Annotated in this window: 24 protein-coding genes and 1 riboswitch; of the genes, 19 read left to right on the top strand and 5 right to left on the bottom strand. The window is 65.1% G+C overall.

The genetic code is table 11. From position 1 onward, the window contains the following. Nucleotides 1-12 precede the first annotated feature (12 nt). The 9 genes from IVB46_RS08410 (at nucleotide 13) to phoB (ending at nucleotide 8,486) form a co-directional block, all read left to right on the top strand. Nucleotides 13-150, top strand: a complete 138-nt coding sequence (locus tag IVB46_RS08410) for an Rdx family protein (RefSeq protein WP_247312751.1) — start codon at nucleotides 13-15, stop codon at nucleotides 148-150. A gap of 544 nt (nucleotides 151-694) precedes the next feature. Then, nucleotides 695-1,750, top strand: coding sequence for a lysylphosphatidylglycerol synthase domain-containing protein (locus IVB46_RS08405; RefSeq protein ID WP_247312748.1), 1,056 nt, complete (start codon nucleotides 695-697; stop codon nucleotides 1,748-1,750). A gap of 33 nt (nucleotides 1,751-1,783) precedes the next feature. Further along, complete coding sequence (locus tag IVB46_RS08400; protein WP_247312745.1) at nucleotides 1,784-3,082, top strand: ATP-binding protein; 1,299 nt, start codon at nucleotides 1,784-1,786, stop codon at nucleotides 3,080-3,082. Between the two features lie 144 nt (nucleotides 3,083-3,226). Further along, on the top strand, nucleotides 3,227-4,240 hold the full coding sequence (pstS, locus tag IVB46_RS08395) for a phosphate ABC transporter substrate-binding protein PstS (protein WP_063985930.1): 1,014 nt from the start codon (nucleotides 3,227-3,229) through the stop codon (nucleotides 4,238-4,240). Nucleotides 4,241-4,380: 140 nt separating this feature from the next. Then, nucleotides 4,381-5,370, top strand: a complete 990-nt coding sequence (gene pstC, locus IVB46_RS08390; protein WP_063979880.1) for a phosphate ABC transporter permease subunit PstC — start codon at nucleotides 4,381-4,383, stop codon at nucleotides 5,368-5,370. 1 nt (nucleotide 5,371) lies between these two features. After that, the gene (gene pstA / locus IVB46_RS08385) at nucleotides 5,372-6,217 is read left to right on the top strand and encodes a phosphate ABC transporter permease PstA (protein WP_208084048.1); all 846 of its coding nucleotides are present in this window, start codon (nucleotides 5,372-5,374) and stop codon (nucleotides 6,215-6,217) included. Further along, nucleotides 6,214-7,035, top strand: a complete 822-nt coding sequence (gene pstB, locus IVB46_RS08380; protein WP_247312742.1) for a phosphate ABC transporter ATP-binding protein PstB — start codon at nucleotides 6,214-6,216, stop codon at nucleotides 7,033-7,035. Before pstA ends, pstB begins: the two co-directional genes overlap by 4 nt. Before the next feature lie 11 nt (nucleotides 7,036-7,046). Next, complete coding sequence (phoU, locus tag IVB46_RS08375) at nucleotides 7,047-7,763, top strand: phosphate signaling complex protein PhoU (RefSeq protein WP_028155152.1); 717 nt, start codon at nucleotides 7,047-7,049, stop codon at nucleotides 7,761-7,763. A 15-nt stretch (nucleotides 7,764-7,778) separates the two neighbouring features. Continuing rightward, nucleotides 7,779-8,486, top strand: a complete 708-nt coding sequence (gene phoB / locus IVB46_RS08370) for a phosphate regulon transcriptional regulator PhoB (RefSeq protein WP_014491300.1) — start codon at nucleotides 7,779-7,781, stop codon at nucleotides 8,484-8,486. A gap of 236 nt (nucleotides 8,487-8,722) precedes the next feature. Here the strand turns inward: phoB and IVB46_RS08365 are convergent, their stop codons facing one another. Beyond that, entirely contained in the window at nucleotides 8,723-9,235 is a 513-nt protein-coding gene (locus IVB46_RS08365) for a GcrA family cell cycle regulator (RefSeq protein WP_014491301.1), read from the bottom strand. A 456-nt stretch (nucleotides 9,236-9,691) separates the two neighbouring features. Between IVB46_RS08365 and IVB46_RS08360 the strand changes: the two genes are divergently transcribed. From IVB46_RS08360 to IVB46_RS08350, 3 genes are all read left to right on the top strand, one after another. Continuing rightward, nucleotides 9,692-10,900, top strand: a complete 1,209-nt coding sequence (locus IVB46_RS08360; protein WP_247312739.1) for an aspartate aminotransferase family protein — start codon at nucleotides 9,692-9,694, stop codon at nucleotides 10,898-10,900. Beyond that, nucleotides 10,900-11,823 (top strand): ornithine carbamoyltransferase, encoded by a 924-nt coding sequence (gene argF / locus IVB46_RS08355; RefSeq protein WP_014491303.1) that lies wholly within the window; start codon nucleotides 10,900-10,902, stop codon nucleotides 11,821-11,823. The genes IVB46_RS08360 and argF overlap by 1 nt, the downstream gene beginning before the upstream one ends. Before the next feature lie 296 nt (nucleotides 11,824-12,119). Further along, nucleotides 12,120-13,127, top strand: a complete 1,008-nt coding sequence (locus IVB46_RS08350) for an Hsp33 family molecular chaperone (protein WP_247312735.1) — start codon at nucleotides 12,120-12,122, stop codon at nucleotides 13,125-13,127. Between the two features lie 143 nt (nucleotides 13,128-13,270). Here the strand turns inward: IVB46_RS08350 and apaG are convergent, their stop codons facing one another. Then, entirely contained in the window at nucleotides 13,271-13,663 is a 393-nt protein-coding gene (gene apaG, locus IVB46_RS08345; protein WP_247313189.1) for a Co2+/Mg2+ efflux protein ApaG, read from the bottom strand. A 181-nt stretch (nucleotides 13,664-13,844) separates the two neighbouring features. On the opposite strand from apaG, the gene IVB46_RS08340 reads away from it, so the two are divergent. The 3 genes from IVB46_RS08340 to IVB46_RS08330 are packed head-to-tail and all read left to right on the top strand — an operon-like array spanning nucleotide 13,845 to nucleotide 16,891. Continuing rightward, entirely contained in the window at nucleotides 13,845-15,110 is a 1,266-nt protein-coding gene (locus IVB46_RS08340) for an OpgC domain-containing protein (RefSeq protein WP_028155148.1), read from the top strand. Then, entirely contained in the window at nucleotides 15,110-15,889 is a 780-nt protein-coding gene (locus IVB46_RS08335; RefSeq protein WP_247312731.1) for an SGNH/GDSL hydrolase family protein, read from the top strand. Before IVB46_RS08340 ends, IVB46_RS08335 begins: the two co-directional genes overlap by 1 nt. Before the next feature lie 12 nt (nucleotides 15,890-15,901). Further along, nucleotides 15,902-16,891, top strand: a complete 990-nt coding sequence (locus IVB46_RS08330; protein WP_071909137.1) for an SGNH/GDSL hydrolase family protein — start codon at nucleotides 15,902-15,904, stop codon at nucleotides 16,889-16,891. A gap of 156 nt (nucleotides 16,892-17,047) precedes the next feature. On the opposite strand, the gene IVB46_RS08325 is transcribed toward IVB46_RS08330, so the two are convergent. Next, on the bottom strand, nucleotides 17,048-18,244 hold the full coding sequence (locus tag IVB46_RS08325) for an O-succinylhomoserine sulfhydrylase (protein WP_247312727.1): 1,197 nt from the start codon (nucleotides 18,242-18,244) through the stop codon (nucleotides 17,048-17,050). 70 nt (nucleotides 18,245-18,314) lie between these two features. Continuing rightward, nucleotides 18,315-18,394: riboswitch (SAM riboswitch) on the bottom strand. A gap of 110 nt (nucleotides 18,395-18,504) precedes the next feature. Between IVB46_RS08325 and IVB46_RS08320 the strand changes: the two genes are divergently transcribed. The 4 genes from IVB46_RS08320 to IVB46_RS08305 all read left to right on the top strand — a co-directional run bounded on the left by IVB46_RS08320 (nucleotide 18,505) and on the right by IVB46_RS08305 (nucleotide 22,906). Continuing rightward, entirely contained in the window at nucleotides 18,505-19,611 is a 1,107-nt protein-coding gene (locus IVB46_RS08320; RefSeq protein ID WP_071909138.1) for a 2'-deoxycytidine 5'-triphosphate deaminase, read from the top strand. A 116-nt stretch (nucleotides 19,612-19,727) separates the two neighbouring features. Then, entirely contained in the window at nucleotides 19,728-20,141 is a 414-nt protein-coding gene (locus tag IVB46_RS08315; RefSeq protein ID WP_247312724.1) for a PAS domain S-box protein, read from the top strand. Nucleotides 20,142-20,245: 104 nt separating this feature from the next. Next, on the top strand, nucleotides 20,246-21,298 hold the full coding sequence (locus tag IVB46_RS08310) for a hypothetical protein (RefSeq protein WP_247312721.1): 1,053 nt from the start codon (nucleotides 20,246-20,248) through the stop codon (nucleotides 21,296-21,298). A gap of 162 nt (nucleotides 21,299-21,460) precedes the next feature. Continuing rightward, nucleotides 21,461-22,906, top strand: coding sequence for an MATE family efflux transporter (locus IVB46_RS08305; protein ID WP_247342468.1), 1,446 nt, complete (start codon nucleotides 21,461-21,463; stop codon nucleotides 22,904-22,906). Here the strand turns inward: IVB46_RS08305 and IVB46_RS08300 are convergent. Continuing rightward, complete coding sequence (locus IVB46_RS08300; RefSeq protein ID WP_247312715.1) at nucleotides 22,903-23,406, bottom strand: hypothetical protein; 504 nt, start codon at nucleotides 23,404-23,406, stop codon at nucleotides 22,903-22,905. The genes IVB46_RS08305 and IVB46_RS08300 overlap by 4 nt on opposite strands. Before the next feature lie 100 nt (nucleotides 23,407-23,506). Beyond that, nucleotides 23,507-23,870 (bottom strand): SRPBCC family protein (locus IVB46_RS08295; protein ID WP_247342465.1); only part of this gene is annotated, 364 nt, incomplete at its 5' end.

Raw genomic sequence — 23,870 nt, 5'->3', positions numbered from 1 at the left:
CGGGAGGGCGCGATGCCTGTCGTGACCATCATCTATTGCCGTCCCTGCGGCTACGAGAAGCGCGCCAAGGACGCCGCTGCTGCGCTGCGGCAGCATCTGGCGCTGGAGGCGGCTCTCGTGCCCGCCAAGGGTGGGATCTTCCAGGTCTAAGGTCGGCGACAGCATCGTCGCCAGCCGCCGCAAGGGCCACTTTCCCGGTACCGACGAAATCGTGGCCGCCGTCACTTCCGCGTGGCACTGATCCAGGGCGGATTCCGATCGCTTCCTGAGGCCGCCACCGTCGCCGCGGCCTTTCGGCCCACCTGAAATCCCTGAACAACAGCGCCGGCCACCCCCTCTTTCGCCAGGCGGGGGCGGCCCATAGATTGACGTCGGCTTAAGTCGTGACGGAACATTGTGCGGTCGAAATCATCAAAACTTCATGGCGCCTGCGCAGGATTGCCATGGAGATTCGCGTCAGTCTTGCCGCCGAAAGCGCCAATCCGTGCATCAGGAGCCCGCAACCCTGCCTAAAATATTGAAGGCACGAGTTTTTGTTCGAATTGCTGAATTCCACTCCGCCCCAAAACGCGCTAGTGGAAGGGCATGGGGCATGCGCGATGCCGGAGCCGGCGGCAAGGGTTCGTTGAATGCCTGTGCGTCGTCCGCCTGTCCGCCGGCCACCCCGGCCGCTGAAGCGTTGTTCGAGGTCTAGATGCTGGAAGCCATACGCAGGGCGATGACGTTTCTGCGCCAGAAGCAAGTCCTGCATAAGCTTGGAGTTGTGATCAGCGTCGCGGTCATCGGCATCGCTTGCTATGTGCTCTACCACATGCTGCGGGGCATCGACGTCAACGAGGTCCTCGAAGCGATCAAGAGCACCGAGCCGAGCCAGATTGCGATGGCGGCGCTGTTCGTGGCCGCGGGCTATTTCACCCTGACCTTCTACGATCTGTTCGCCGTACGCGCGATCGGCCACGCCCATGTGCCCTACCGCATCAATGCGCTTGCCGCCTTCACCAGCTATTCGATCGGCCACAATGTCGGCGCCAGCGTTTTCACCGGCGGCGCGGTGCGCTATCGCATCTATTCGGCCTACGGCCTGAACGCGATCGACGTCGCAAAGATCTGCTTTCTCGCCGGCCTGACCTTCTGGCTCGGCAATGCCGCGGTGCTCGGCCTCGGCATCTCCTACCATCCGGAAGCCGCCGCCGCGATCGACCAGCTTCCGCCCTGGCTGAACCGGATGCTGGCGATGATGATCATCGTGGGGCTGGTCGCCTATGTGGTCTGGGTCTGGACCCAGCCGCGGGTGGTCGGCCGTGGGCCCTGGACCGTGGTTCTGCCGGGCGGCCCGCTGACGCTGCTCCAGATCGCCATCGGCATCATCGATCTCGGTTTCTGTGCGCTCGCGATGTACGTGCTGGTCCCGGACGAGCCCAATCTCGGCTTCGTCGTGGTCGCGGTGATCTTCGTCTCGGCGACCTTGCTCGGTTTCGCCAGCCACTCGCCGGGAGGGCTCGGCGTGTTCGATGCCGCCATGCTGGTCGGGCTCTGGCAGATGGACCGCGAGGAACTGCTGGGTGGCATGCTCCTGTTCCGCGTCCTCTATTATCTCTCCCCCTTCGTCATATCTGTAATCTTGCTGACGTTTCGCGAGGTTATAATCGGCGCTCGATCGAAGCGCTTGCAGCAGGCGGCGCTTAAGCTCGACCCCGGCCCGGCGCGTGAAGCCGCCTATGTGAGAGAGCGCAGCGACACCGGCGCCTGACCGGCGCATCCCCTTTAGGAGAAGCCCGCCCCGATGGCGATCGACGCACCATCTTCTGCCTCCGCGCAGCCCTGGTCCGACCGGCTGCGGCACTCGACCGTCATCCTGATCGCCGCGGCGCTGGCGCTGTCGGTGGTGGTCTCGCTCGGCGAATTGTCGGTGATGCGGGCGGCGACGGTGTTCCTCTGCATCGCGGCCGCGGCGCTGATCCCCTGGCGGCTGCACGACAATGCCGCCTCGCGCGACGACACCCGCCGCGTCAACCCGGTCGAGAGCGCGGCAGTGGCCGCGGTCGTCGCCGGCATGCCGGATCCGGCGGTGCTGCTCGACCGCGCCGGGCGCGTCATCCATCTCAATGCCGCCGCCGCCCAGCTGGCGCCGGCACTGCGCAAGAACGAGCTCGCCCAGTTCGCGCTGCGCTCGCCGGAGATCATCACGGCGCTGCGGGAGTCGATTGCGACCACCGAGCCGCGGCGCACGACCTATCTCGACCATGTCCCGGTCGACCGCTGGATGGAGCTGACCATCACGCCGGTGCCGGTGCCGACCTCCTTCGGCGGCGCCGACAAATGTATGCTGATGACCTTCCATGACCAGACGCCGCTGCGCCGGGTCGAGGAGATGCGCGCAGACTTCGTCGCCAATGCCAGCCACGAGCTGCGCACGCCGCTCGCCGCGCTGTCGGGTTTCATCGACACGCTCCAGGGCCAGGCCAAGGACGATCCCAAGGCACGCGAGCGGTTCCTCGGCATCATGCACAACCAGGCGACCCGGATGGCGCGCCTGATCGACGATCTGCTCTCGCTGTCGCGGGTCGAGCTGTCGGCCCATGTGCGGCCCGACACCTTGGTCGACCTGCTGCCGATCATCTTCCAGGTCGCCGACGGGCTCGAGCCGCTAGCGCGGGAGCGCCAGGTCGAGGTCGAAACCCATCTGCCTGAGACCCCGGTGATGATCGCGGGCGACCGCGAGGAATTGCTCCGCCTGTTCGAGAACCTGATCGAGAACGCGCTCAAATACGGGGCGTCGGGCGGACGTGTCATCGTGTCGCTGGCCGCGGCGGCAGCCACTGATGGAACTCAGGAAATCCGGGTCATGGTCCGCGATTTCGGCCCCGGCATCGCGCCCGAGCATCTGCCGCGACTGACCGAGCGGTTCTACCGGGTCGACGTCGGCGACAGCCGCTCGCAGGGCGGGACGGGGCTCGGATTATCGCTGGTGAAACATATTCTTAACCGCCATCGCGGCCGGCTTTTGATCGAGAGCGTGCCCAAGCAGGGCGCCGTTTTCACGGCCTGTTTTCCCCAAGCGAAGACCGCGGCTTCAACCTGATATTCAAGCGATTTCAATCGCTTGTCCGTGTCATCCAGCTGTCACGAAACCTTCGTAAAAGCACAGCCGACCGCTCCTAAAGGGGCGGCACGGGGAGCGCGATCGGGCGCGGATGGCGCTTCGCTCCCCTGTATGGAGACCACCATGAATTTCATCAAAACTATCGTCGCTGCCGGCTTGGTCGCCGCATCGGCGACGGCGGCGTTTGCTGCCGATATCACGGGTGCCGGTGCGACGTTCCCGTTCCCGATCTATTCCAAGTGGGCTGACGCCTACAAGAAGGAGACCGGCAACGGTCTGAACTACCAATCGATCGGCTCCGGCGGCGGCATCAAGCAGATCCAGGCCAAGACCGTGACCTTCGGCGCCAGCGACGCGCCGCTCAAGGCCGAGCAGCTCGAAAAGGACGGCCTCGTCCAGTGGCCGATGGTGATGGGCGCCATCGTTCCGGTCGTGAACATCGAGGGCGTGAAGCCCGGCGAGTTGGTGTTCGACGGCGAGACCCTGGCCAGCATCTATCTCGGCAAGATCACCAAGTGGGATGACGCCGCGATCAAGAAGCTCAATCCGAACGTGAAGCTGCCGTCGGACGCGATCACCGTGGTCCGCCGCTCGGATGGTTCGGGCACCACCTTCAACTTCACCAACTATCTCGCCAAGGCCAGCGCGGACTGGAAGAGCAAGGTCGGTGAGGGCACCGCGGTCGAGTGGCCGGTCGGCGTCGGCGCCAAGGGCAACGAAGGCGTGTCGGGCAACATCAGCCAGACCAAGAACTCGATCGGCTACGTCGAGTACGCCTATGCCAAGCAGAACAAGCTGACCTACACCGGCCTCGTCAACAAGGCCGGCAAGCCGGTGCAGCCGACGGTCGAAGCCTTCCAGGCGGCCGCTTCCAACGCCGACTGGGCCAAGGCTCCCGGCTACTACGTCATCCTGACCGACCAGCCCGGCGACAAGTCCTGGCCGATCACGGCGGCGACCTTCATCCTCATGCACAAGGATGCCACCGACAAGGCAGCCTCGCAGGAAGCCATCAAGTTCTTCCGCTGGGCCTTCAAGAGCGGCGGCAAGGCGGCTGAAGAGCTCGACTACATCCCGATGCCGGACCCGGTCGTCCAGCTGATCGAGAAGACCTGGGCTGCCGAGATCAAGAGCTAAGCGCTCTGTCGGACTGGGCGCCGGGATCTCACAAGACCTCCGCTCCGGATCGGCCTCGCGCCGCATCCGGAGCGCAAGACCAACAACAAGACCGACAACAAGCGCATATCAAACGGGCACAGGGGATCGGCGTGGCAGAGATGGCCGTTCAGAGCGATGTAATCGACGACGCCGGACCGTATGACCGCGCCAAGGCCTTGGGCGCCTTCAAGCTCGGCGACCTCACCTTCTACTGGATCACGCGGCTGTCCGCGATCTCGGTGCTGCTCATCCTCGGTGGCATCATCATCTCGCTGATCGTCGGCGCGTTCCCGGCGATGAAGGAATACGGCTTCGCCTTCCTGTGGACGCAGCGCTGGGCGCCGTCGGCAGATCCGCCTGTGCTCGGCGCGCTCGGCCCGATCTACGGCACGCTCATCACCTCCTTCATCGCGATGGCGATCGCCATTCCGGTCGGTCTCGGCATTGCGATCTTTCTGACCGAGCTCTGCCCGCAATGGGCGCGCCGCCCGATCGGCATGGCGATCGAGCTGCTCGCCGGCATTCCCTCGATCATCTACGGCATGTGGGGCTTCTTCGTGCTCGGCCCGTTCCTGGCCAACACGTTCCAGCCCTTCATGATCAAGATCTTCGACGGCGTCCCCGTGCTGGGCGCGATCTTCGCAGGCCCGCCGTCCTATCTCAGCCTGTTCAACGCGGCGCTGATCCTCGCCATCATGGTGCTGCCCTTCATCACCTCGATCTCGGTCGACGTGTTCAAGACGGTGCCGCCGGTGCTCAAGGAAGCCGCCTACGGCGTCGGCTGCACCACCTGGGAAGTCGTGCGCAGCGTGGTGATCCCCTACACCCGCGTCGGCGTCATCGGCGGTGTCATGCTGGCGCTCGGCCGCGCGCTCGGCGAGACCATGGCGGTGACCTTCATCATCGGCAACTCGTTCCGCATCTCGTCGTCGATCTTCGCCCCGGGCACCACGATCTCGGCGGCGATCGCATCGGAGTTCGCCGAGAGCGACGGCCTGCACCAGTCCGGCCTGATCCTGCTCGGCCTGCTGCTGTTCGTGCTGACATTCTTCGTGCTCGCGGCTGCACGGTTGATGCTGATGCGTCTTGAAAAGAAGGCGGGGAAGTAACATGAACCCGATCTACGCACGCCGCCGCCGCATGGACATCGTCATCCGTGTGCTCTGCCTGGCTGCCGCTGCCTTCGGCGTCACATGGCTCGCGCTGATCCTGATGACGCTGCTCTACAACGGCATTGCCGGCCTGAACCTGGAGCTCTTCGTTGCGGACACGCCGCCTCCGGGCTCGACCGAGGGCGGCCTGCGCAACGCCATCGTGGGTTCGATCATCATGACCGTGCTCGGCGTCGGCATCGGCGCGCCGCTCGGCCTGTTCGCCGGCACCTATCTCGCCGAGTACGGCCGCAACGACCGCCTGACCTCGGTGATCCGCTTCATCAACGACATCCTGCTCTCGGCGCCCTCGATCATCATCGGCCTGTTCATCTATGGTGCGGTGGTGGTGCCGATGCGCGGCTTCTCGGCGATTGCCGGCGCACTCGCACTCGCGGTCATCGTCATCCCGGTGGTGCTGCGTACCACCGAGGACATGCTGCTGCTGGTGCCGAACGCACTGCGTGAGGCGGCCTCGGCGCTCGGCCTGCCGCGCTCGCTGGTGATCAAGCGCATCGCCTATCGCGCGGCGCGCTCGGGCCTCATCACCGGCGTGATGCTGGCCACCGCCCGCGTCGCCGGCGAGACCGCGCCGCTGCTCTTCACCGCGCTGTCGAACCAGTTCTTCAGCCTGGGTCTGAACAAGACGATGGCGAACCTGCCGGTCACCATCAACAATTTCGTGCAGAGCCCCTACGCCTACTGGAAGCAGCTCGCCTGGAGCGGCGCGCTGCTCATCACCCTGACCGTTCTTGCCCTGAATATTGGCGCGCGCATTCTGAGCGCCGAGAGGACCGCAAAATGAGTGATCTTTCCGTATCGATGAGCGCGGCCGGTGGTTTGCCGCAGGCGCCGGTGCTGCCCGAAGCTCCGGCCAAGGTGACGGTGCGCAACCTCAATTTCTACTACGGCGAGCAGCACGCGCTGAAGAACATCAATCTGGCGCTCGGCACCAACCGCGTCACGGCGTTCATCGGCCCGTCGGGCTGCGGCAAGTCGACCCTGCTGCGCATCTTCAATCGGATGTACGACCTCTATCCGGGCCAGCGCGTCACCGGTCAGCTCATGCTCGACCAGACCAACGTCCTCGACCCCAAGCTGGACCTCAATCTGCTGCGCGCCCGCGTCGGCATGGTGTTCCAGAAGCCGACGCCGTTCCCGATGACGATCTACGAGAACATCGCCTTCGGCATCCGCCTTTACGAGAAGATCTCGAAGTCCGAGATGGACGACCGCGTCGAGAACGCGCTGCGCGGCGGCGCGCTGTGGAACGAGGTCAAGGACAAGCTCAACGCCTCCGGCCTGTCGCTCTCCGGCGGCCAGCAGCAGCGCCTCTGCATCGCCCGCACGGTCGCGGTGCGGCCCGAGGTGATCTTGTTCGACGAGCCCTGCTCGGCGCTCGACCCGATCTCGACCGCCAAGGTCGAGGAGCTGATCCAGGAGCTGTCCGAGAACTACACGATCGCGATCGTCACCCACAACATGCAGCAGGCGGCGCGCGTCTCCGACAAGACCGCCTTCATGTATCTCGGCGAACTGATCGAGTTCGACGACACCAGCAAGATCTTCACGTCGCCGACCGACCGGCGCACGCAGGATTACATCACCGGCCGGTTCGGCTGAGGAGACGGAACATGGGTTCTGAACATACCGCAAAGGCCTTCGATACCGACCTCCAGGAGCTCACGCGCCTGGTCGCCGAGATGGGCGGCATCGCCGAGCGCATGATCGTCGATTCCGTCGACGCGCTGATCCGCCGCGACGTCGCGCTCGGCCAGCGCGTGGTCACCATCGACGCCGAGCTCGACGCGCTCCAGAAGAAGATCGAGGAGCGCGCCGTGCTCACCATCGCGCGCCGCCAGCCGATGGCGGTGGATCTGCGCGAGATCGTCGGCGCCATGCGCGTCGCCACCGATCTCGAGCGGATCGGCGACCTCGCCAAGAACATGGGCAAGCGCGTCGCGGCGCTGGAGACGGATTTCCATCCGCTCAAGCTGTTCCGCGGCCTGGAGCACATGACCGACCTCGTGCAGCAACAGGTCAAGTCGGTGCTGGATGCCTATGCCGCGCACGATCTGCCGGCGGCGATGGCGGTGTGGAAGGGCGACGAGGAAGTCGACGCCATCTGCACCTCGCTGTTCCGCGAGCTCCTCACCTACATGATGGAGGATCCGCGCAACATCTCGTTCTGCATCCATCTGATGTTCTGCGCCAAGAACATCGAGCGCATCGGCGACCACGCCACCAACATCGCCGAGACCGTGTTCTACATGATCGAGGGCCAGGCGATCACCGACAAGCGGCCGAAGGGCGACATGACGACCTTCGCCACGACGGTCCCGAACACTTAAGGAGCGACGAACACCATGGGCGCACGCATTATGGTGGTTGAGGACGAGGAAGCTCTCACCGAGCTTCTCCGCTACAACCTCGAAGGCGACGGCTATGACGTCGAGACGGTGATGCGCGGCGACGATGCCGACACCCGCCTCAAGGAGCATATCCCCGATTTGATCGTGCTCGACTGGATGCTGCCGGGCCTCTCCGGCATTGAGCTGTGCCGGCGGCTGCGCACCCGGCCCGAGACCAAGCAGCTCCCGATCATCATGCTCACCGCGCGTGGCGAGGAGAGCGAGCGGGTGCGGGGTCTTGCGACCGGCGCCGACGACTACATCGTCAAGCCGTTCTCGGTGCCGGAGCTGCTGGCACGCGTGAAGGGCCTGCTCAGGCGCGCCAGCCCGGAGCGGCTCGCCACCGTGCTCGCCTATGGCGACATCGAGCTCGACCGCGACAAGCGCCGCGTGGCGCGCTCGGGCCGGCCGATCGATCTCGGCCCGACCGAATATCGCCTGCTGGAGTTCTTCCTGGAGCATCCCGGCCGCGTGTTCTCGCGCGAGCAGTTGCTCGACAGCGTCTGGGGCCGTGACATCTACATCGACGAGCGCACCGTCGACGTCCATATCGGGCGCCTGCGCAAGCTGCTCAATCTCGGCCGCGAGCAGGATCCGATCCGCACCGTCCGCGGCGCGGGCTACGCACTGGACGATCGCTTTGCGAAGGCGGAGCAGGCGTAAGCTCGGTGAGCTGCGGCCACATTCTCGGTGTCGTCCCGGACAAGCGCAAGCGCGGGTCCGGGACACCCAAAGCGATCGGTTATTGTGTGAAAAGGTAACTCCGAGTCCCCGTAGCCACATCTTGCGGTGGTTAAGGGTCCCGGATCTGCGCGTGCTCAAGGCGCGCTTGTCCGGGACGACATCGGATTTGTTGAGCCGCCATCGTGTGACGGCTCCTTTCTGAGCTCAGAACGACTTCAGCGCGGACCCGGCTTCGCCGGCGCGCGCCGGCGATCGGCCGCGGGCTGATACGCCACGCGCGAGTGCTGGGCGCAGTAGGGCAGGCCGGAGAGCGCCTTGCCGCCGCAGAAGAAGAAATCCGGGCTCGAGGGATCGCCGACCGGCCAGTGGCAGGTGGCCTCGTTCAGCTCCAGCAGCGACAGCCGCTGGCTCATCGGCACGACGTTGTCGTAGGTGACCGGTTCGGCCTCGACCTCGACTTCGAAGGCTTGCGCCAGCGCGGTGTTGCCGCGTGCGATCGGACGGGTCACCCTCATCATGTGCTGGGCGGGGCGCGCCTTGCGCGGCCGCGGCGCTGCCGATGAAGGGCTCTTGGCGCGGCCCGACAGGCCGAGCCGGTGCACTTTGCCGATCACGGCATTGCGGGTCACATTGCCGAGTTCAGCGGCGATCTGGCTGGCCGAAAGTCCGGCCTCCCAGAGCTTTTTCAGCTGCTCGACGCGATCATCCGACCAGGTCAAAACGGTCATTGCACCCTTTCCTTCGCCGGCGCCTGCCATCCTGGCGGCCGCACGGCGAATGCCTAAGCTTCGAAAAACCCGTGCCGCCAGAATCCCTTAAGGCTCGCCGGGCGCACCAGATGCGCCCGAACGCTTACGCCGGTACATGAGGACTTAGAGGATCAGAACTGCTGCACGAGATGTCGTATCTGACAAGCCAAACGCTACAATATGGCGTGACTCACGCGCAAGAGTCCGCCGACTCGCTTCCACATGTTCCGTGGCGGAAACACGCAAAATCGCCACCGCAAGACTACGGATTCTGCGTTTCGCGAGGCTTTCCGGGCGGCATTGACACCGGTTTCACCAGGCATAAGATAGTCAGGCGTGCCGCCCTTAAAAGGCGGCACGTTTCGTTTTCCGAGCCGGTCAATGGTGCGTTGCGCAATGCACGCTCACGCCGTCCGCAACATTCAAGTGATCGTCATGACTAACAGCGCAGCGCCGCATTTGCTCCCCGTTTTCGCCAGGTCCGACCTCGGTTTCGAGCGCGGCGAAGGCTGCTGGCTGATTGCGACCAATGGCGATCGCTATCTCGATTTCACCTCGGGCGTGGCGGTGAATGCGCTCGGCCATGCTCATCCTGCGTTGGTCAAGGCGTTGCAGGAGCAGGCCACCAAACTCTGGCACATGTCGAACCTGTTCCAGAGCCCGGACGGCGAGAAGCTCGCCGCGCGTCTGTGCAATGAAAGCTTCGCGGACTTCGTGTTCTTCTGCAATTCCGGCGCCGAAGCGCTGGAAGGTGTGATCAAGCTGGTCCGCCATCATCACTTCTCCAAGGGTCATCCGGAACGGTACCGCATCGTCACCTTCGAAGGCGCCTTCCACGGCCGCACGCTGGCAACGCTCGCCGCGACCGGTTCGGCAAAATATCTCGAAGGGTTCGGCCCGCCGATGGACGGCTTCGACCAGGTCCCGCATGGCGATATCGAAGCCGTCAAGAAGGCGATCGGTCCGCAGACCGCCGGAATCCTGATCGAGCCGATCCAGGGCGAGGGTGGCGTGCGTTCGGCAACGCCCGCCTTCCTGAGGGCGTTGCGCCAGCTCTGCGACGAGAAGGGCCTGCTGCTCGCGTTCGACGAGGTGCAGACCGGCATGGGCCGCACCGGCGATCTGTTCGCGCATCGCCGCACCGGCGTCACGCCTGACGTGATGTCGCTGGCCAAAGCGCTCGGTGGCGGCTTCCCGATCGGCGCGGTGCTGGCGACCGCGGACGCGGCTGCCGGCATGGGGCCCGGCTCGCACGGCTCGACCTTCGGCGGCAATCCGCTCGCGATCTCGGCTGCCAACGCCGTCCTCGACGTCATGCTCAAGCCCGGCTTCTTCGAACACGTGCAGAAGATGTCGCTGCTGCTCAAGCAGAAGCTCGCCTCCGTGATCGATCGTTATCCTGACATCGTCAGCGAAGTGCGCGGCGAAGGCCTTCTGATCGGCATCAAGGCCGTGGTGCCGACAGGCGATCTCGGCGCGGCATTGCGCAACGAAAAATTGCTCACGGTCGGCGCCGGCGACAATGTCGTGCGCTTCCTGCCGCCCTTGATCGTCACCGAAGCCGAGATCGAGGACAGCGTCGGGCGGCTCGAACGCGCCTGCGCCGCGATCTCGTCCAGTCAGACCAAGCGGGCGACAAGCTGATGAGCAAGTCCCCGAAGCACTTTCTGGATATCAACGAGCTCCCGTTGTCGGAGCTCAAGAGCATGCTTGCGGCCTCCTCCGCCATGAAGGCGAAGCAGAAAGCGCACCAGCCGGTGAAGCCGCTGGAAGGCAAGACGCTGGCGATGATCTTCGAGCGTCCCTCCACCCGCACCCGCGTCTCGTTCGACGTCGCCATGCGCCAGCTCGGCGGCGAGCCCATCATGCTGACCGGCGCCGAGATGCAGCTCGGCCGCGGCGAGACCATCGCCGACACGGCGCGCGTGCTGTCGCGCTATGTCGACGCCATCATGATCCGCATCCTCAATCACGAGGCCCTGCTGGAGCTGGCGGAATATGCGACGGTGCCCGTCATCAACGGCCTGACACGGCGCTCGCACCCTTGCCAGGTGATGGCCGACCTCATGACCTACGAAGAGCATCGCGGCCCGATCGAGGGCAGGACGGTGGCCTGGACCGGCGACGACAACAACGTGCTGGCGTCCTGGGCGCATGCCGCCGAGCGCTTCAAGTTCAAGCTCAATGTCGCGACGCCGCCGGAACTTGCGCCGAAAAAGGTGATGCGGGACTTCATCAAGGCCACCGGCGCGCCGATCGTGCTCGGCACCGATCCCGAGGCCGCCGTGAAGGGGGCCGACTGCGTCGTCACCGACACCTGGGTGTCGATGGGCGACAAGGAAGGTGAGCACCGTCACAACGTGCTCAAGCCCTATCAGGTCAATTCGAAGCTGATGTCGCTGGCCAAGCCCGATGCGCTGTTCATGCATTGCCTGCCCGCCCATCGCGGCGAGGAGGTCACGGACGAAGTGATCGACGGCCCGCAATCGGTCGTGTTCGACGAGGCCGAAAACCGCCTGCATGCGCAGAAGGGCATTCTGGCCTGGTGCTTTGACGCGGTGAAGTAACGCGACGGTGGAGCGGGTGGCCGCGCTGGCGGCCGCATCCACCGCTGTCGTCCCGGACCAGCGCCGCACAGCGGCGCGCCGATCCGGGACCCTTAACCACAGGAAGTTGTTTGGCGAGGACGAGGAGTGGTCGTCGCCGGTTACATCGTAACCCTGTGGTTATGGGTCCCGGGCTCGCGCTTCGTGCGCCCCGGGACGACCCTGAGTTTGTCGTGCTTTCGTGCGATCTGTTCTGCATGCCGGGGAGCGCTCCGCGCCCTCTTCCATTTTCCTCCATCGACCCCAGATAAAGCGCCATGGTTTCCCAATCCCCTGACATGAATACCGGGCCTGAAGGCCCGGTTCGCGCGCCATCAGCGGTTCCCATCGATGACGCCGTGCTGCCTTACGAGGTCGACGCACTCGACGTGCGCGGTCGCCTGGTGCGGCTTGGTCCCGCGCTCGACGAGATCCTGACCAAGCACGATTATCCCGCTGCCGTGGGCAAGCTGCTCGGCGAGGCCATCGTGCTGACGACGCTGCTCGGCTCGACGCTGAAGTTCGAGGGCCGCTTCATCCTCCAGGCCCAGACCGACGGTCCGGTGTCGTTCCTGGTCGTCGACTACATGGCGCCGGATCGCCTGCGCGCCTATGCGCGCTACGATGCCGAGCGCCTCGGCGAGACAAAAGATTCCGGCGCGCTCCTTGGTAACGGTCATCTCGCCATGACCATCGACCAGGGTCCCGACATGAGCCGCTACCAGGGCCTGGTCGCGCTCGACGGCGGTAGCCTGGAAGATGCCGCCCACGAATATTTCCTGCGCTCCGAGCAGATCCCGACGCGCGTGCGTCTCGCGGTCGGCGAGGAGTGGCGCTCGAACGACGGCGGCAAGCATCGCTGGCGCGCCGGCGGCATGCTGATGCAGTTCCTGCCGAAGGCGCCCGAGCGCGCCCGGCAGGCCGATTTGCATCCCGGCGATGCGCCCGAAGGCGCGGAGGTGCATGCTGTCGCCGAAGACGACGCCTGGGTCGAGGCGCGTTCGCTGGTCGAGACCGTCGAGGACGTCGAGCTGATCGACCCCGAGCTCTCCGGCGAACGGCTGCTGTTCCGCCTGTTCCACGAGCGCGGCGTGCGCGTGTTCAATCCGCTGGTGCTGAAGGCGCAATGCTCCTGCTCGCGCGACGCGGTTGGTGCGATGCTGAAGAGCTTCTCGCCCGACGACCGTGCCGCCATGGTCAAGGACGACAAGGTCGTCGTGACCTGCGAGTTCTGCTCGTCGGTGTACCAGTTCACGCCGCACGAGGCGGGCGCGGAAGACGCGTAGGCGTCGCATCCTCCGTCATTGCGCGCGCAGCGAAGCAATCCAGTCGTAGGGTGGGCAAAGCGCAGCGTGCCCACCATCTTATGCGCCACATTTGGAAGGGTGGGCACGGCGCTTTGCGCCTTTGCCCACCCTACGGCACCGCGCTAGTTCAACACCCGCTTGTTGTCCGGGCTGTCCAGCGAGAATGTCGGCACGTCGATCTCGAAGCGTTCGCCGCTTTCGCTGACCATCTGGTAGCGGCCGGTCATGAAGCCCGAGGCGGTCGCGAGCGGCACGCCGGAGGTGTATTCGAAGCGCTCGCCGGGAGCCAGGGTCGGCTGCTCGCCGACGACGCCCTCGCCCCTGACCTCCTGCTGGCGGCCGGTGGCGTCGGTGATGATCCAGTACCGCGTCTTCAGCTGCACGGTTTCGTCGCCGGAATTGGTGATGACGATGGTGTAGGACCAGAAATAGCGGGAGCGGTCAGCCGACGACTGCTCCGGAACAAAGTTCGGCTCGACGGTCACTTCGATCTGGCGGGTCACGGCGCGATACATGGCGGCCATCATAACGAAAACCCGGCCGGGAACCAACGCCCGCAGGCGGTTTTGGTGACATCGTGCCGCCAGAATTGCCGAGGAAGTAGACCCCAATGTGATCCGGCCGCTTTGCGAGACGACGGCCGGACCTGTACACTCCATGACACGTCGCGATTTGCGGAAGGGTTTCGAACCCCCGATGACCATTGCCGACCAAGTGACGGGATCGACGATCGCGGGAACCGGCAAGCCTGCGGAGGCCAGACCTGCGGAGGCGAAGCCGCGCTCCGCCGCGCCGGCCATCACGCTGCCCGCCATCGGCGAGCGCGAACTCCGGCTCGACCTGTTCCGCGGGCTCGCACTGTGGCTGATCTTCGTCGACCATCTGCCGCCGAGCCTTTTGACCTGGTTCACGATCCGCAATTACGGCTTCAGCGACGCCACCGAGATCTTCATCTTCATCTCCGGCTACACCGCGGCGTTCGTCTACGGTCGTGCCATGCTCGAAAGCGGCTTCGTCGTCGCTACCGCGCGCATCCTGCGGCGCGTCTGGCAGATCTATGTCGCCCACGTCTTTCTGTTCACGATCTTCCTCGCCGAAATCTCCTACGTTGCGACCAGGTTCGAGAACCCGCTCTACACCGAAGAGATGGGAATCATGGATTTCCTCAAGCAGCCCGACGTCACGATCGTACAGGCGCTGCTGCTGCGCTTTCGTCCGGTCAACATGGACGTGCTGCCCCTCTATATCGTGCTGATGCTGGCGCTGCCCTTGATCTTGTGGCTGATGAAATGGCGGCCCGACGTGACGCTCGGCCTCTCGGTCGTGCTCTACGCGGTGACCTGGGAATACGACCTCTATCTGTCGGCCTATCCGAACGGCTTCTGGGCGTTCAATCCCTTCGCCTGGCAATTGCTTTTCGTATTCGGCGCATGGTGTGCGCTCGGAGGTGCGCGACGCATGTCGCGCATCCTGGCGTCCCGCGTCACGATGTGGATATCGATCGCCTATCTGGTCGCGGCGTTCTACGTGACGCTGACCTGGTATGTGCCGCAGCTCTCCCACTTCATGCCGAGGCGGCTCGAGCAGTGGATGTATCCGATCGACAAGGCCGATCTCGACGTGCTGCGCTTCACGCATTTCCTGGCGTTCGCCGCGCTCACCGTTCGCTTCCTGCCCCGGGAATGGCCGGGCCTGAAATCGCCCTGGCTGCGGCCGCTGATCCTCTGCGGCCAGCATTCCCTGGAGATCTTTTGTCTCGGCGTCTTCCTCGCCTTCGCCGGCCATTTCATCCTGGCCGAAGTCTCCGGCGGCGCAGCCATGCATGCGCTGATTAGTCTCTCCGGAATCCTGATCATGTGGGGCGTTGCCTGGGTGATTTCGTGGTACAAGCGTGTGGCTGACAAGAGCGGTGCGAAAACCAAAAACGCCGTCGGCAACGCCGATTTGGCGGGAGGGGGCTGATGAAGGCGAAGGTTCTCCTGAGCCTGGTCCTGCTGTGCGGTAACCTCGCCGCGCCCCTGGCGCGCGCGGGCGATGCTGCGTCGACTGCTCCGGCCGCGCCCCCGGCCTGCGAATTGCCATCCTATCTGCTCACCACTGAAAGCCAGCTTCCGAGGGTCGCCGATGCCATCAAGGCCGGCAAACCGCTCGAAATCCTGGTCATCGGCAGCCGTTCGACCACGATTCCGGCCTCGGAGGACAGCTCCTATCCGGCGCGCATGCAGGCCATCCTGCAGGACAGGCTGCTGCCGTCGGAGACCGTGCATGTCTCCGTAGAAATACAGAGCAAGAGGACGGCCGAGGAGGCGGCCGCCACCTTCGTTAAGCTGATGGAAGCAAAAAGGCCTACTTTGGTCATCTGGCAGACCGGGACTGTGGATGCTATCCGAGCGATTGATCCCGATGATTTTCGCGGGGCGGTGACCGAAGGGGTTTCCGCGCTGCAAAAAGCAGGGGCTGACGTCGTGTTGATGAACTTGCAGTACAGCCCGCGTACCGAAACCATGATCTCGGTGCCGCCCTATCTCGACAATATGCGGGTGGTGGCGCAGGAGCATGACATCCCGCTGTTCGACCGTTTCGCGATCATGCGGCAGTGGAATGATCAGGGTCAGTTCGACCTGTTCAGCCCGTCCCGCGGGCCAGAGCTGGCGAAACAGGTCCATGACTGCCTTGGCCGGGCGTTGGCACAGTTTGTGATCGACGCAGCCCATCTGGGGCCGGCCCAGCAGCAAAATTGAGGTCTAGCGTTAATGAGTTCTCTCCGCCCTTTTTGGTTGACAGCATGGCTGGCTGCGCCCGCGGCGGCTCTGCTGCTCCTGACGCCGGTGTCGCTGGCACCAGTGCAGGCGCAGGCCACGCAGGCAACGCCCGCGCCGCAGCAGGCCGCTAGTCCGGCTTCCGCTTCGCCCTCCCAGACCACCGTCGCCGCGACGTCTCACGAGCAGCGCGGCGTGACCGCCCGCGCCATCGACAAGGTGAAGCAGGTCGCGAAATCCGCCGGGGACATTTTCAGCCGCGTGCCCTGCCTCACGCCGAAGGGTGGCTCGAAGGCGATGGGCTCGCTGCCGCATGTCGCGGGCAAGCTCGTCGCCGGCAAACCCGTCGTGATCGTTGCGTTCGGCTCGTCGTCGACGGCAGGCTATGGCGCGAGCTCGCCCGATTTCAACTATCCGAACCGTCTCGCCGCGCAGCTCCGCCGGCAATATCCGACCGCCGACATCACCGTCATCAACGCCGGCGTCGGCGGCGAGGACGCGCCCGAGATGATGAAGCGCCTCCAGAAGGAGGTGATCGACGTGCATCCGGATCTCGTGATCTGGCAGGTCGGCACCAATGCGGTGCTGCGCAATCTCGATCCCGGTGACACCGCCAAGATGGTCGAGGACGGTATCTCCCGCATCCAGGCCGCTGGCGGCGCCGACATCGTGCTGGTCGATCCGCAATATTCGCCAGCCGTCAACCAGCGCAAGGAGAGCGCCGGCAAGATGGTGCACCTGCTCGGCAAGGTCGCCGAGCTCCGTCACGTCGGCATCTTCCCCCGCTTCGAGGTGATGCGCGACTGGCACGAGAATCAATCGATCCCGGTCGAGAGTTTCGTGATCGCCGACGGCCTGCACATGAACGATTGGGGCTATGCCTGCTTCGCCCAGATCCTCGGCGACGACATCATCCGCTCCGTCGGCCAGATCAAGCTCGGCGTCAACGTGCCCGCGGACGTGCGGACGTATCGGCCGATGTGAGCTTCCGTAAGGTGGGCAAAGGCGCGCCCTTCGCGCGCCGTGCCCACCATCTATCGGCGACATGATCGTGAATGGTGGGCACGCTTCCGCCTTCGCTCTTCGAGCTACGGCGGACAAGTCGCTTTGCCCCCCTACGATTCCGAGCTCGTGAAGCCCTCACGCCTTCTCCAGCGCCGCGGTCAGATCCTCGACCAGATCATCCACATGCTCGAGCCCCGCCGAGAAGCGGATGAAGCCCTCGCTGATGCCGAGTGCGGCGCGGTCTTCCGGCTTGAGGCGCTGATGCGTCGTGGTCGCCGGATGCGTGACGAGGCTCTTGGCATCGCCGAGATTGTTCGAGATTTTTGCAAGCTTGAGCTCGTTGAGCACGCGGAACGCACCCTGCTTACCGCCCTTCACCTCGAAGCCGACGAGGGTCGAGCCGCCGCGCATCTGCTTCTTCACGAGAGCTGCCTGCGGATGGTCGGCGCGGCCGGGATAGACCAGGCGTGAAATCTTCGGATGGCTCGCCAGCACGTCGGCGATGCGTCCCGCCGTCTCGGTCTGCGCACGCACGCGCACGCCGAGCGTCTCCAGGCCCTTGAGCAGGACCCAGGCGTTGAACGGCGAGATCGACGGGCCGGTCTGGCGCATGAAATTGTGGATGTGCTCGGCGATGAACGCTTCCGACGACAGGATGATGCCGCCGAGACAACGGCCCTGGCCGTCGATGTGCTTGGTCGCGGAATAGACCACGACGTCGGCCCCTAGCGCGAGCGGGCTCTGCCAGATCGGCGTCGCGAACACGTTGTCGACGACGAGCCGCGCGCCGCCGCTGTGCGCGATCTCGGCGATCCCTGGAATGTCGAGCACGTCGAGCGTCGGGTTGGTCGGGCTCTCCAGGAAAAACGTCTTGGTGTTCGGCCTCAAGGCGCGCTGCCACTGGTCGAGATCGAGACCGTCGACCAGCGTGGTCTCGATGCCGTAGCGCGGCAACAGATCCTGGATGACGTAGAGACAGGAGCCGAACAGGGCGCGCGAGGCCACCACGTGATCGCCGGCCTTCAGCGGCGCCAGGATCGCGGTCGTCACCGCGGCCATGCCGGTCGCGGCCGAGCGGGCGGCTTCGGCGCCTTCGAGCTCGATCATGCGGCGCTCGAACATCGAGATAGTCGGGTTGGAATAGCGCGAATAGATGAAGCCGGGGTCCTCGCCCTTGAACCGCGCCTCGCATTCCTCGGCGCTGTTGTAGACGTAGCCCTGGGTCAAAAACAGCGCCTCCGACGTCTCGCCATATTGCGAGCGCAGGGTGCCGGAATGGACCAGGCGGGTTTCGGGACGGTATTGCGTGGTGGACGCCGGGGACTTCGACATAGGACCTCCTCTGCGTGACCATCGAAAACGGTCACAAAAAAACCGGCCTGGATATCTCCACGGGCCGGGATCACAGAGGTCCCCGGCCTGTTTAGCGACTTATTTAACGTGGCTGCAAGCCGGCCGGCTCAAATCACCACGGGATAAGTGATGCTCATATTCCGCAATGGCCTTTCCGTCAAGGCGTCCATCGGATAGCCGTAAAAGGCTGCTATTTCCCGCATGTCCGGATGCATTTGACCCCTGACGAGGACCCCCGGTTGAGCTTCACGGTTGCCGCCGACGCCAATGGTATCCTGCCCGACCGCATGATCGCGGCGATGGCGAAGGCGGGCCTCATCCTGCCCGCTTATGACTTCGTCGAAAGCCAGATCCAGCCGGCGAGCCTCGACCTTCGCCTCGGCGATATCGCCTATCGCGTTCGCGCCAGCTTCCTGCCGGGTCCCGGCGCGACCGTCGCCGAGCGCATCGACGAGTTAAAGCTGCACGAGTTCAGCCTCGCCGATGGCGCGGTGCTGGAGACCAACTGCGTCTACATCGTGCCGCTCTTGGAAAGCCTGGCGCTGCCGCCGGAGATCGTCGCCGCCGCGAACCCGAAAAGCTCGACCGGCCGGCTTGATGTCTTCACCCGTGTCATCGCCGACGGCACCCGCCGCTTCGACATGATCGGCGCCGGCTATCACGGCCCGCTCTACGCCGAGATCAGCCCGAAAACGTTTCCGGTGCTGGTCAGCGAGGGCTCGCGCCTGAGCCAGGTGCGCTTCCGCACCGGAGATGCCATCCTCAACATCGACGAGCTCGAGGCGCTGCATGCGACCGAGCGTCTCGTCGATCTCGACGATGCCGATCTCACCGGCGGCGTTGCCGTCTCCGTCGACCTCTCCGGTGAGAAGGCCAACGGCTTCGTCGGCTATCGCGCCAAGCGACACACCGGCGTCGTCGACGTCGACCGCCGCTCCGGCTATGCGGTGGAGGATTTCTGGGAACCGATCTCGGCACGTCCCGACGGCAGCCTGATCCTCGACCCCGGCGAGTTCTACATCCTCGCCTCCAAGGAAGCCGTGCAGGTGCCGCCCGATTACGCCGCGGAGATGGTGCCGTTCGATCCTCTGGTCGGCGAGTTCCGCGTGCACTATGCCGGATTCTTCGATCCCGGCTTCGGCTATGCCGGCGCTGGCGGGCAGGGATCGCGCGCCGTGCTCGAAGTGCGCTCGCGCGAGGTGCCGTTCATCCTCGAGCACGGCCAGATCGTCGGCCGCCTCGTCTACGAGAAGATGCTGGCGCGCCCCGACGCGATGTACGGCCAGCGCATCGGCTCGAACTACCAGGCGCAGGGCCTCAAACTATCGAAGCATTTTCGGGTGTAGCTACACACCCTACTGTCATGCCCCGGCTTGACCGGGGCATGACAGTACGCCGCAGCCTCTCGATTGACTACTGCCGGGATGCAAGCTGAAATCCGGGCTGCATGCGAGGTGGCGAGATGAGTGTTCAATCCGAACTCGACGCAAGAATCCTCGACGACGTCGCGGACGCGCTCATCTATTCGGATCGCTCCGGCACCATCACGCGCTGGAATCGTGCATCGACCGCCTTGTTCGGCTTCTCCGCCGCCGAAGCGCTCGGCCAGAACCTCGATCTGATCATTCCCGAACGTCTGCGTGCCGCGCACTGGAAGGGCTTCGAAGCTGCGCTTACCACCGGGGCGATGAAGCTTGCGGGCAGGCCGACGCTGACCCGCGCGCTGCACCAGAGCGGACGCAAGCTCTACATCGAGATGACCTTCGCGCTGGTGCGCGATGCCGGTGGTGCCGTGGTCGGATCGGTCGCGATGGCGCGCGACGTCACCGAACGCGTCGAGCGCGAGCGCGCGGCCAGGCTTGCGCAAAATTCGTGATGCGGAATTGACGGGCTGGCGTGCAGGGCGCTCTGCCTGAGCGTCAGGTTGCCTCGTACCGGGCGCAGTGACACACTCGATCAAAACAACGATCGGGAGCGAACATGACCGCCGCAACAGACGCAGCACAGGAAGCGCAATGGAAGCGCTGGCGTGCGGTCGCCGACCTCTATCACGCCTATTTCACCGGACTCATCCTCACCGTCGTCACACGGCGCGGCACGGCGGATGCTGCCGAATTCGTCTTCCGCGTGTTTCGCCGCCAGCAGCAGGAGCGCTTCCTGCCGGGGCTCGAAAAGCTCGGTCTCAGTCATTTGCCGCCGGCGGTGGCCGCCGCACAATATCACTATCTCTCCAACTGGATCGGCGGCGTGCATGTCGAGTACATGTATGAGAGCGACCGCAAAGCCTGGATCCGCTATCCGCCGCCGCGCTGGATCTGGAAGGGCACCGCGATCTGCGGCGTGCCGGGTGATGTCAGCCGCGCGATGCTGCGCGGCTGGCACGCCAACAATGGCGTCGCGCTCGGCGATCTCAGGCTCGGCTTCGTCTGCACCAAGCAGAGCGTCGACGGTCAGGACGGGCTCGAAGGCTATTATTATCAGTACGACCACCAGCTCGGGCTGGATCAGCGCCTGGTGTTCGCGCGCCATCTGGAAGCGCCGTTGTTCGATGCCAAGACCGCGCCTGCCTTGCCCGTCGCGAGCTGGCCGAAGCCGCGGCTGGAAAAAGCCTACCGCAACTACGCGATGGAATATGTCCGCACCGCCGCGCCCGTGATGGTGCAGCTGTTCGGCCCGGAAGACGCCGGCTATCTCCTGCACCTCACCGGCAAGCTGATCGGGATGCAGTATTTTGACGAGGTCGCGGCGGCGCTGTCCATGCGCCGCGGTGGCGCCAGCGAGTTCGTAGCGTTCCTGAATGCGCTGTTTGCCGCGCAGGATGACTCTGCCGAGACGACGGCATCAGAAGGCACGTTTGAATTTCGCCAGCGGAGCTGGAAGCTGATGGATGACGTCGCCGACTATCATCGCGGCTGCACCAAAGTGCTGGAAGGGTTGTTCGAGGGGCTCGCTGCCGGATGCGGGCGGCACATCGGCGTGCACCTGCGCCTGACAGCGGGCGGTCGGCCGCCGCTGGTCTGGACCATTGAGTAATTCCACCACTTGAAATGCGCTGCCGCAGGGCACGCCTGCATCCGGCGCAGGAGGAATCGGCAATTGCCGTGCTAAGCCTGTCGCCGCGCCTTCCGCGCGAAGAAATTTATTGGCACACCTACGCATTGCCGCGCCGCGAATGGCCTGCGCCCGGGAGAGGACATGTCCGACATCGCCGAAATCCCGGTCGATGAACAAGAGCGTCCGTTGCCGCCGCCTCCGCGGCCGGTACGAAGCGCGCTGATGGACGGGCCGATTCTGCGCACGCTGCTCGGCCTCGCCTGGCCGAACGTGGTCGCGCTGTCGGCCGGCACCTGTGTGGTGATCGCGGAGACCTCCTATATCGGCAGGCTCGGCGTCGAGGCGCTGGCGGCAATGGCGCTGGTGTTTCCGACAGTGATCCTGACCATGACGATGTCCGGCGGGGCCATGGGCGGCGCCGTGGCGTCGGCCATCGCCCGGGCGCTCGGCGCAGGCGACCGCGAGCGCGCCGGCACGCTCGCCGCACATGCGCTGCTGATCGGCATCACCTTCGGCCTCGTCTTCATGCTGGGCATGCTGATCTTCGGGCCGCGCGTTCTGGAAATGCTCGGCGGACGCGGGGATGTGCTGACGCATGCGGTCGCCTACACACAGGTGTTTTTTGGCGGGGCCGTGCTGCCGTGGCTGCTCAACACCATGGCCGGCGTGTTGCGCGGCACCGGCAACATGAAGCTGCCCTCGCTGTTGATGCTGAATTCCGCGGTCATGCAGGTTGTGCTTGGCGGCACGCTGGGCCTCGGGCTCGGGCCCGTGCCGCAGTTCGGCATGCGCGGCGTCGCGGCCGGCTCGCTGATCGCCTATTCCGTGAATATCTGCGTGATGGGCTGGTACCTGTTCTCCGGCCGCGCCCGAATCGTGCCGAAACTGCGCGGGCTTCGCGTCCAGTGGGCGATGTTCTTCGATATCCTGAAGGTCGGCGCCATCGCCTGCTTCTCGCCGCTGCAATCGGTGCTGACGATCTCGATCTTCACCCACATGCTGGCAAAGTTCGGCACTGCGATCCTCGCCGGCTACGGCATCGGCGCGCGGCTGGAATTTTTGCTGACCTCGATCGCGTTCTCGTTCGGCATCGCTTCGGTGCCGATGATCGGCATGGCAGTCGGGGGCGGCCGCATCGCGCGCGCCCGGCGCATCGCCTGGATCGCTAGTGCGAGCGCGTTCGTCGCCGTCGGCGCGCCGGCGTGCCTCGTCGCGCTGTTCCCAGATATCTGGGTCAACATCTTCACCGACAGCGCAACGGTGCGTGCGACCAGCCATCAATATCTGTCGACGGTGGCGCCGTTCTACGCCTTCATCGGGCTCGCCTCGACGATGTATTTCTCGTCGCAGGGCGCGGCCAAGGTGATCGGGCCGGTGCTGGCGCAGACCGCGCGCCTGATCTACATCGCGGCGATCGGCTGGTGGCTGTCGACGCACGACGCCACCGCGCAGAGCTTCTTCTGGCTGGCCGCCAGCTCGATGGTCGTGCTCGGCCTGCTCTCGTGCTCCAGCGTGGTGCTGACGCGCTGGGGGCCGCGCGAGACGAAACCCGCGATCAGGCCTGCGCTTTCGGGCGTTGCAGACTAGCGGTGTCTGTGGCGGCGATGGCCGCCACCGCCGCCGACATTGGCGAGCCGCATCAATTGCGGGATCATCGCCATCATGTCGCCGCCGCCGGAGCCGCCGAGCATGCCCATGATATCGCCGCCGCCCATGCCGCCGAGCCCCATCGGCATGGTGCCGCCTGCGCCCATCGGCGTGTAGCCGCCGTAGTTCGGCGCGCCGAAGCCACCGCCGAAATTGCCGCCACTCAGGCTGCCGCCGCCCCCCATCATGCCGCCGAGCCCGCCGCCGCCGTTCTCCATCATGCGGCTCATCATCGGACCCATGGTCTGCATCAGCATGGCGAAGCGGCGCTTGCCCATCTTCGCCTTCATCATCTCCAGCATCGGCGCCATCTGGGTCATCATGTCCTCGCCGCCGGCGCCTCCGCCGCCGAGGAACTGCGCCTTTGCCGGCGCGCTCGAGATCGAAAATAGCAGCAGCACGGCGGCCGCCTGGCAGATCACCTTATCCGCACCTCTCATGGCCTGCTCCTCGCGTGCGTGGCTCCGCCGGGAGAGCGGAGCCAACCGGACGCACGCGGCCATGGTTAGGGCCGGCGAGGGCAGGGCTCTGTGAGAAAGATCACGCAGCCACAGCCGGGAACGCCCGGTGTATCGCGGCGACGGCGTCCTTGGTCTGCCCCTGGACGTAAGCCGCAAGCTCGTTCGGCAGCATGTCGATGATCCAGACAAGGCGGCAGCTCGCCTCGCCCTCGGCGATCACCTGCACCGAGGCGCTGTAATGCCTGAGCCGCTCGTTGTTGATGGCGTAGACCAGCCGCTGTCGCGCATCGTCGCAATCGACCAGCACCTCGCGCGCCACTGATCCATTGGCGAAGGTGACGATGCGTGCATCGCCGTCGAGCGTGCAGGCGGTGACGAAGCCCGGCGCCAGCCGCTGAGGCAGCGCGCCGAAATCGCGTACGGCGTCCCAGACGTCGCGGGCG

The sequence above is a fragment of the Bradyrhizobium sp. 61 genome (assembly GCF_023073075.1).
GTDB lineage: Bacteria > Pseudomonadota > Alphaproteobacteria > Rhizobiales > Xanthobacteraceae > Bradyrhizobium > Bradyrhizobium barranii.
This window is presented reverse-complemented; position numbering and strand designations above follow the sequence as displayed.

What these genes read in the sequence shown, in the direction of transcription:
- phoB (WP_014491300.1), top strand. Translation starts at nt 7,779, where the DNA reads ATGGGCGCACGCATTATGGTGGTTGAGGACGAGGAAGCTCTCACCGAG.
- argF (WP_014491303.1), top strand. Translation starts at nt 10,900, where the DNA reads ATGAGCAAGTCCCCGAAGCACTTTCTGGATATCAACGAGCTCCCGTTG.
- pstB (WP_247312742.1), top strand. Translation starts at nt 6,214, where the DNA reads ATGAGTGATCTTTCCGTATCGATGAGCGCGGCCGGTGGTTTGCCGCAG.
- IVB46_RS08310 (WP_247312721.1), top strand. Translation starts at nt 20,246, where the DNA reads ATGACCGCCGCAACAGACGCAGCACAGGAAGCGCAATGGAAGCGCTGG.
- phoU (WP_028155152.1), top strand. Translation starts at nt 7,047, where the DNA reads ATGGGTTCTGAACATACCGCAAAGGCCTTCGATACCGACCTCCAGGAG.
- pstA (WP_208084048.1), top strand. Translation starts at nt 5,372, where the DNA reads ATGAACCCGATCTACGCACGCCGCCGCCGCATGGACATCGTCATCCGT.
- IVB46_RS08405 (WP_247312748.1), top strand. Translation starts at nt 695, where the DNA reads ATGCTGGAAGCCATACGCAGGGCGATGACGTTTCTGCGCCAGAAGCAA.
- pstS (WP_063985930.1), top strand. Translation starts at nt 3,227, where the DNA reads ATGAATTTCATCAAAACTATCGTCGCTGCCGGCTTGGTCGCCGCATCG.
- IVB46_RS08340 (WP_028155148.1), top strand. Translation starts at nt 13,845, where the DNA reads ATGACCATTGCCGACCAAGTGACGGGATCGACGATCGCGGGAACCGGC.
- IVB46_RS08400 (WP_247312745.1), top strand. Translation starts at nt 1,784, where the DNA reads ATGGCGATCGACGCACCATCTTCTGCCTCCGCGCAGCCCTGGTCCGAC.
- IVB46_RS08410 (WP_247312751.1), top strand. Translation starts at nt 13, where the DNA reads ATGCCTGTCGTGACCATCATCTATTGCCGTCCCTGCGGCTACGAGAAG.
- IVB46_RS08335 (WP_247312731.1), top strand. Translation starts at nt 15,110, where the DNA reads ATGAAGGCGAAGGTTCTCCTGAGCCTGGTCCTGCTGTGCGGTAACCTC.
- IVB46_RS08315 (WP_247312724.1), top strand. Translation starts at nt 19,728, where the DNA reads ATGAGTGTTCAATCCGAACTCGACGCAAGAATCCTCGACGACGTCGCG.
- IVB46_RS08350 (WP_247312735.1), top strand. Translation starts at nt 12,120, where the DNA reads ATGGTTTCCCAATCCCCTGACATGAATACCGGGCCTGAAGGCCCGGTT.
- apaG (WP_247313189.1), bottom strand. Translation starts at nt 13,663, where the DNA reads ATGTATCGCGCCGTGACCCGCCAGATCGAAGTGACCGTCGAGCCGAAC.
- IVB46_RS08360 (WP_247312739.1), top strand. Translation starts at nt 9,692, where the DNA reads ATGACTAACAGCGCAGCGCCGCATTTGCTCCCCGTTTTCGCCAGGTCC.
- IVB46_RS08330 (WP_071909137.1), top strand. Translation starts at nt 15,902, where the DNA reads ATGAGTTCTCTCCGCCCTTTTTGGTTGACAGCATGGCTGGCTGCGCCC.
- pstC (WP_063979880.1), top strand. Translation starts at nt 4,381, where the DNA reads ATGGCCGTTCAGAGCGATGTAATCGACGACGCCGGACCGTATGACCGC.
- IVB46_RS08305 (WP_247342468.1), top strand. Translation starts at nt 21,461, where the DNA reads ATGTCCGACATCGCCGAAATCCCGGTCGATGAACAAGAGCGTCCGTTG.
- IVB46_RS08365 (WP_014491301.1), bottom strand. Translation starts at nt 9,235, where the DNA reads ATGACCGTTTTGACCTGGTCGGATGATCGCGTCGAGCAGCTGAAAAAG.
- IVB46_RS08300 (WP_247312715.1), bottom strand. Translation starts at nt 23,406, where the DNA reads ATGAGAGGTGCGGATAAGGTGATCTGCCAGGCGGCCGCCGTGCTGCTG.
- IVB46_RS08325 (WP_247312727.1), bottom strand. Translation starts at nt 18,244, where the DNA reads ATGTCGAAGTCCCCGGCGTCCACCACGCAATACCGTCCCGAAACCCGC.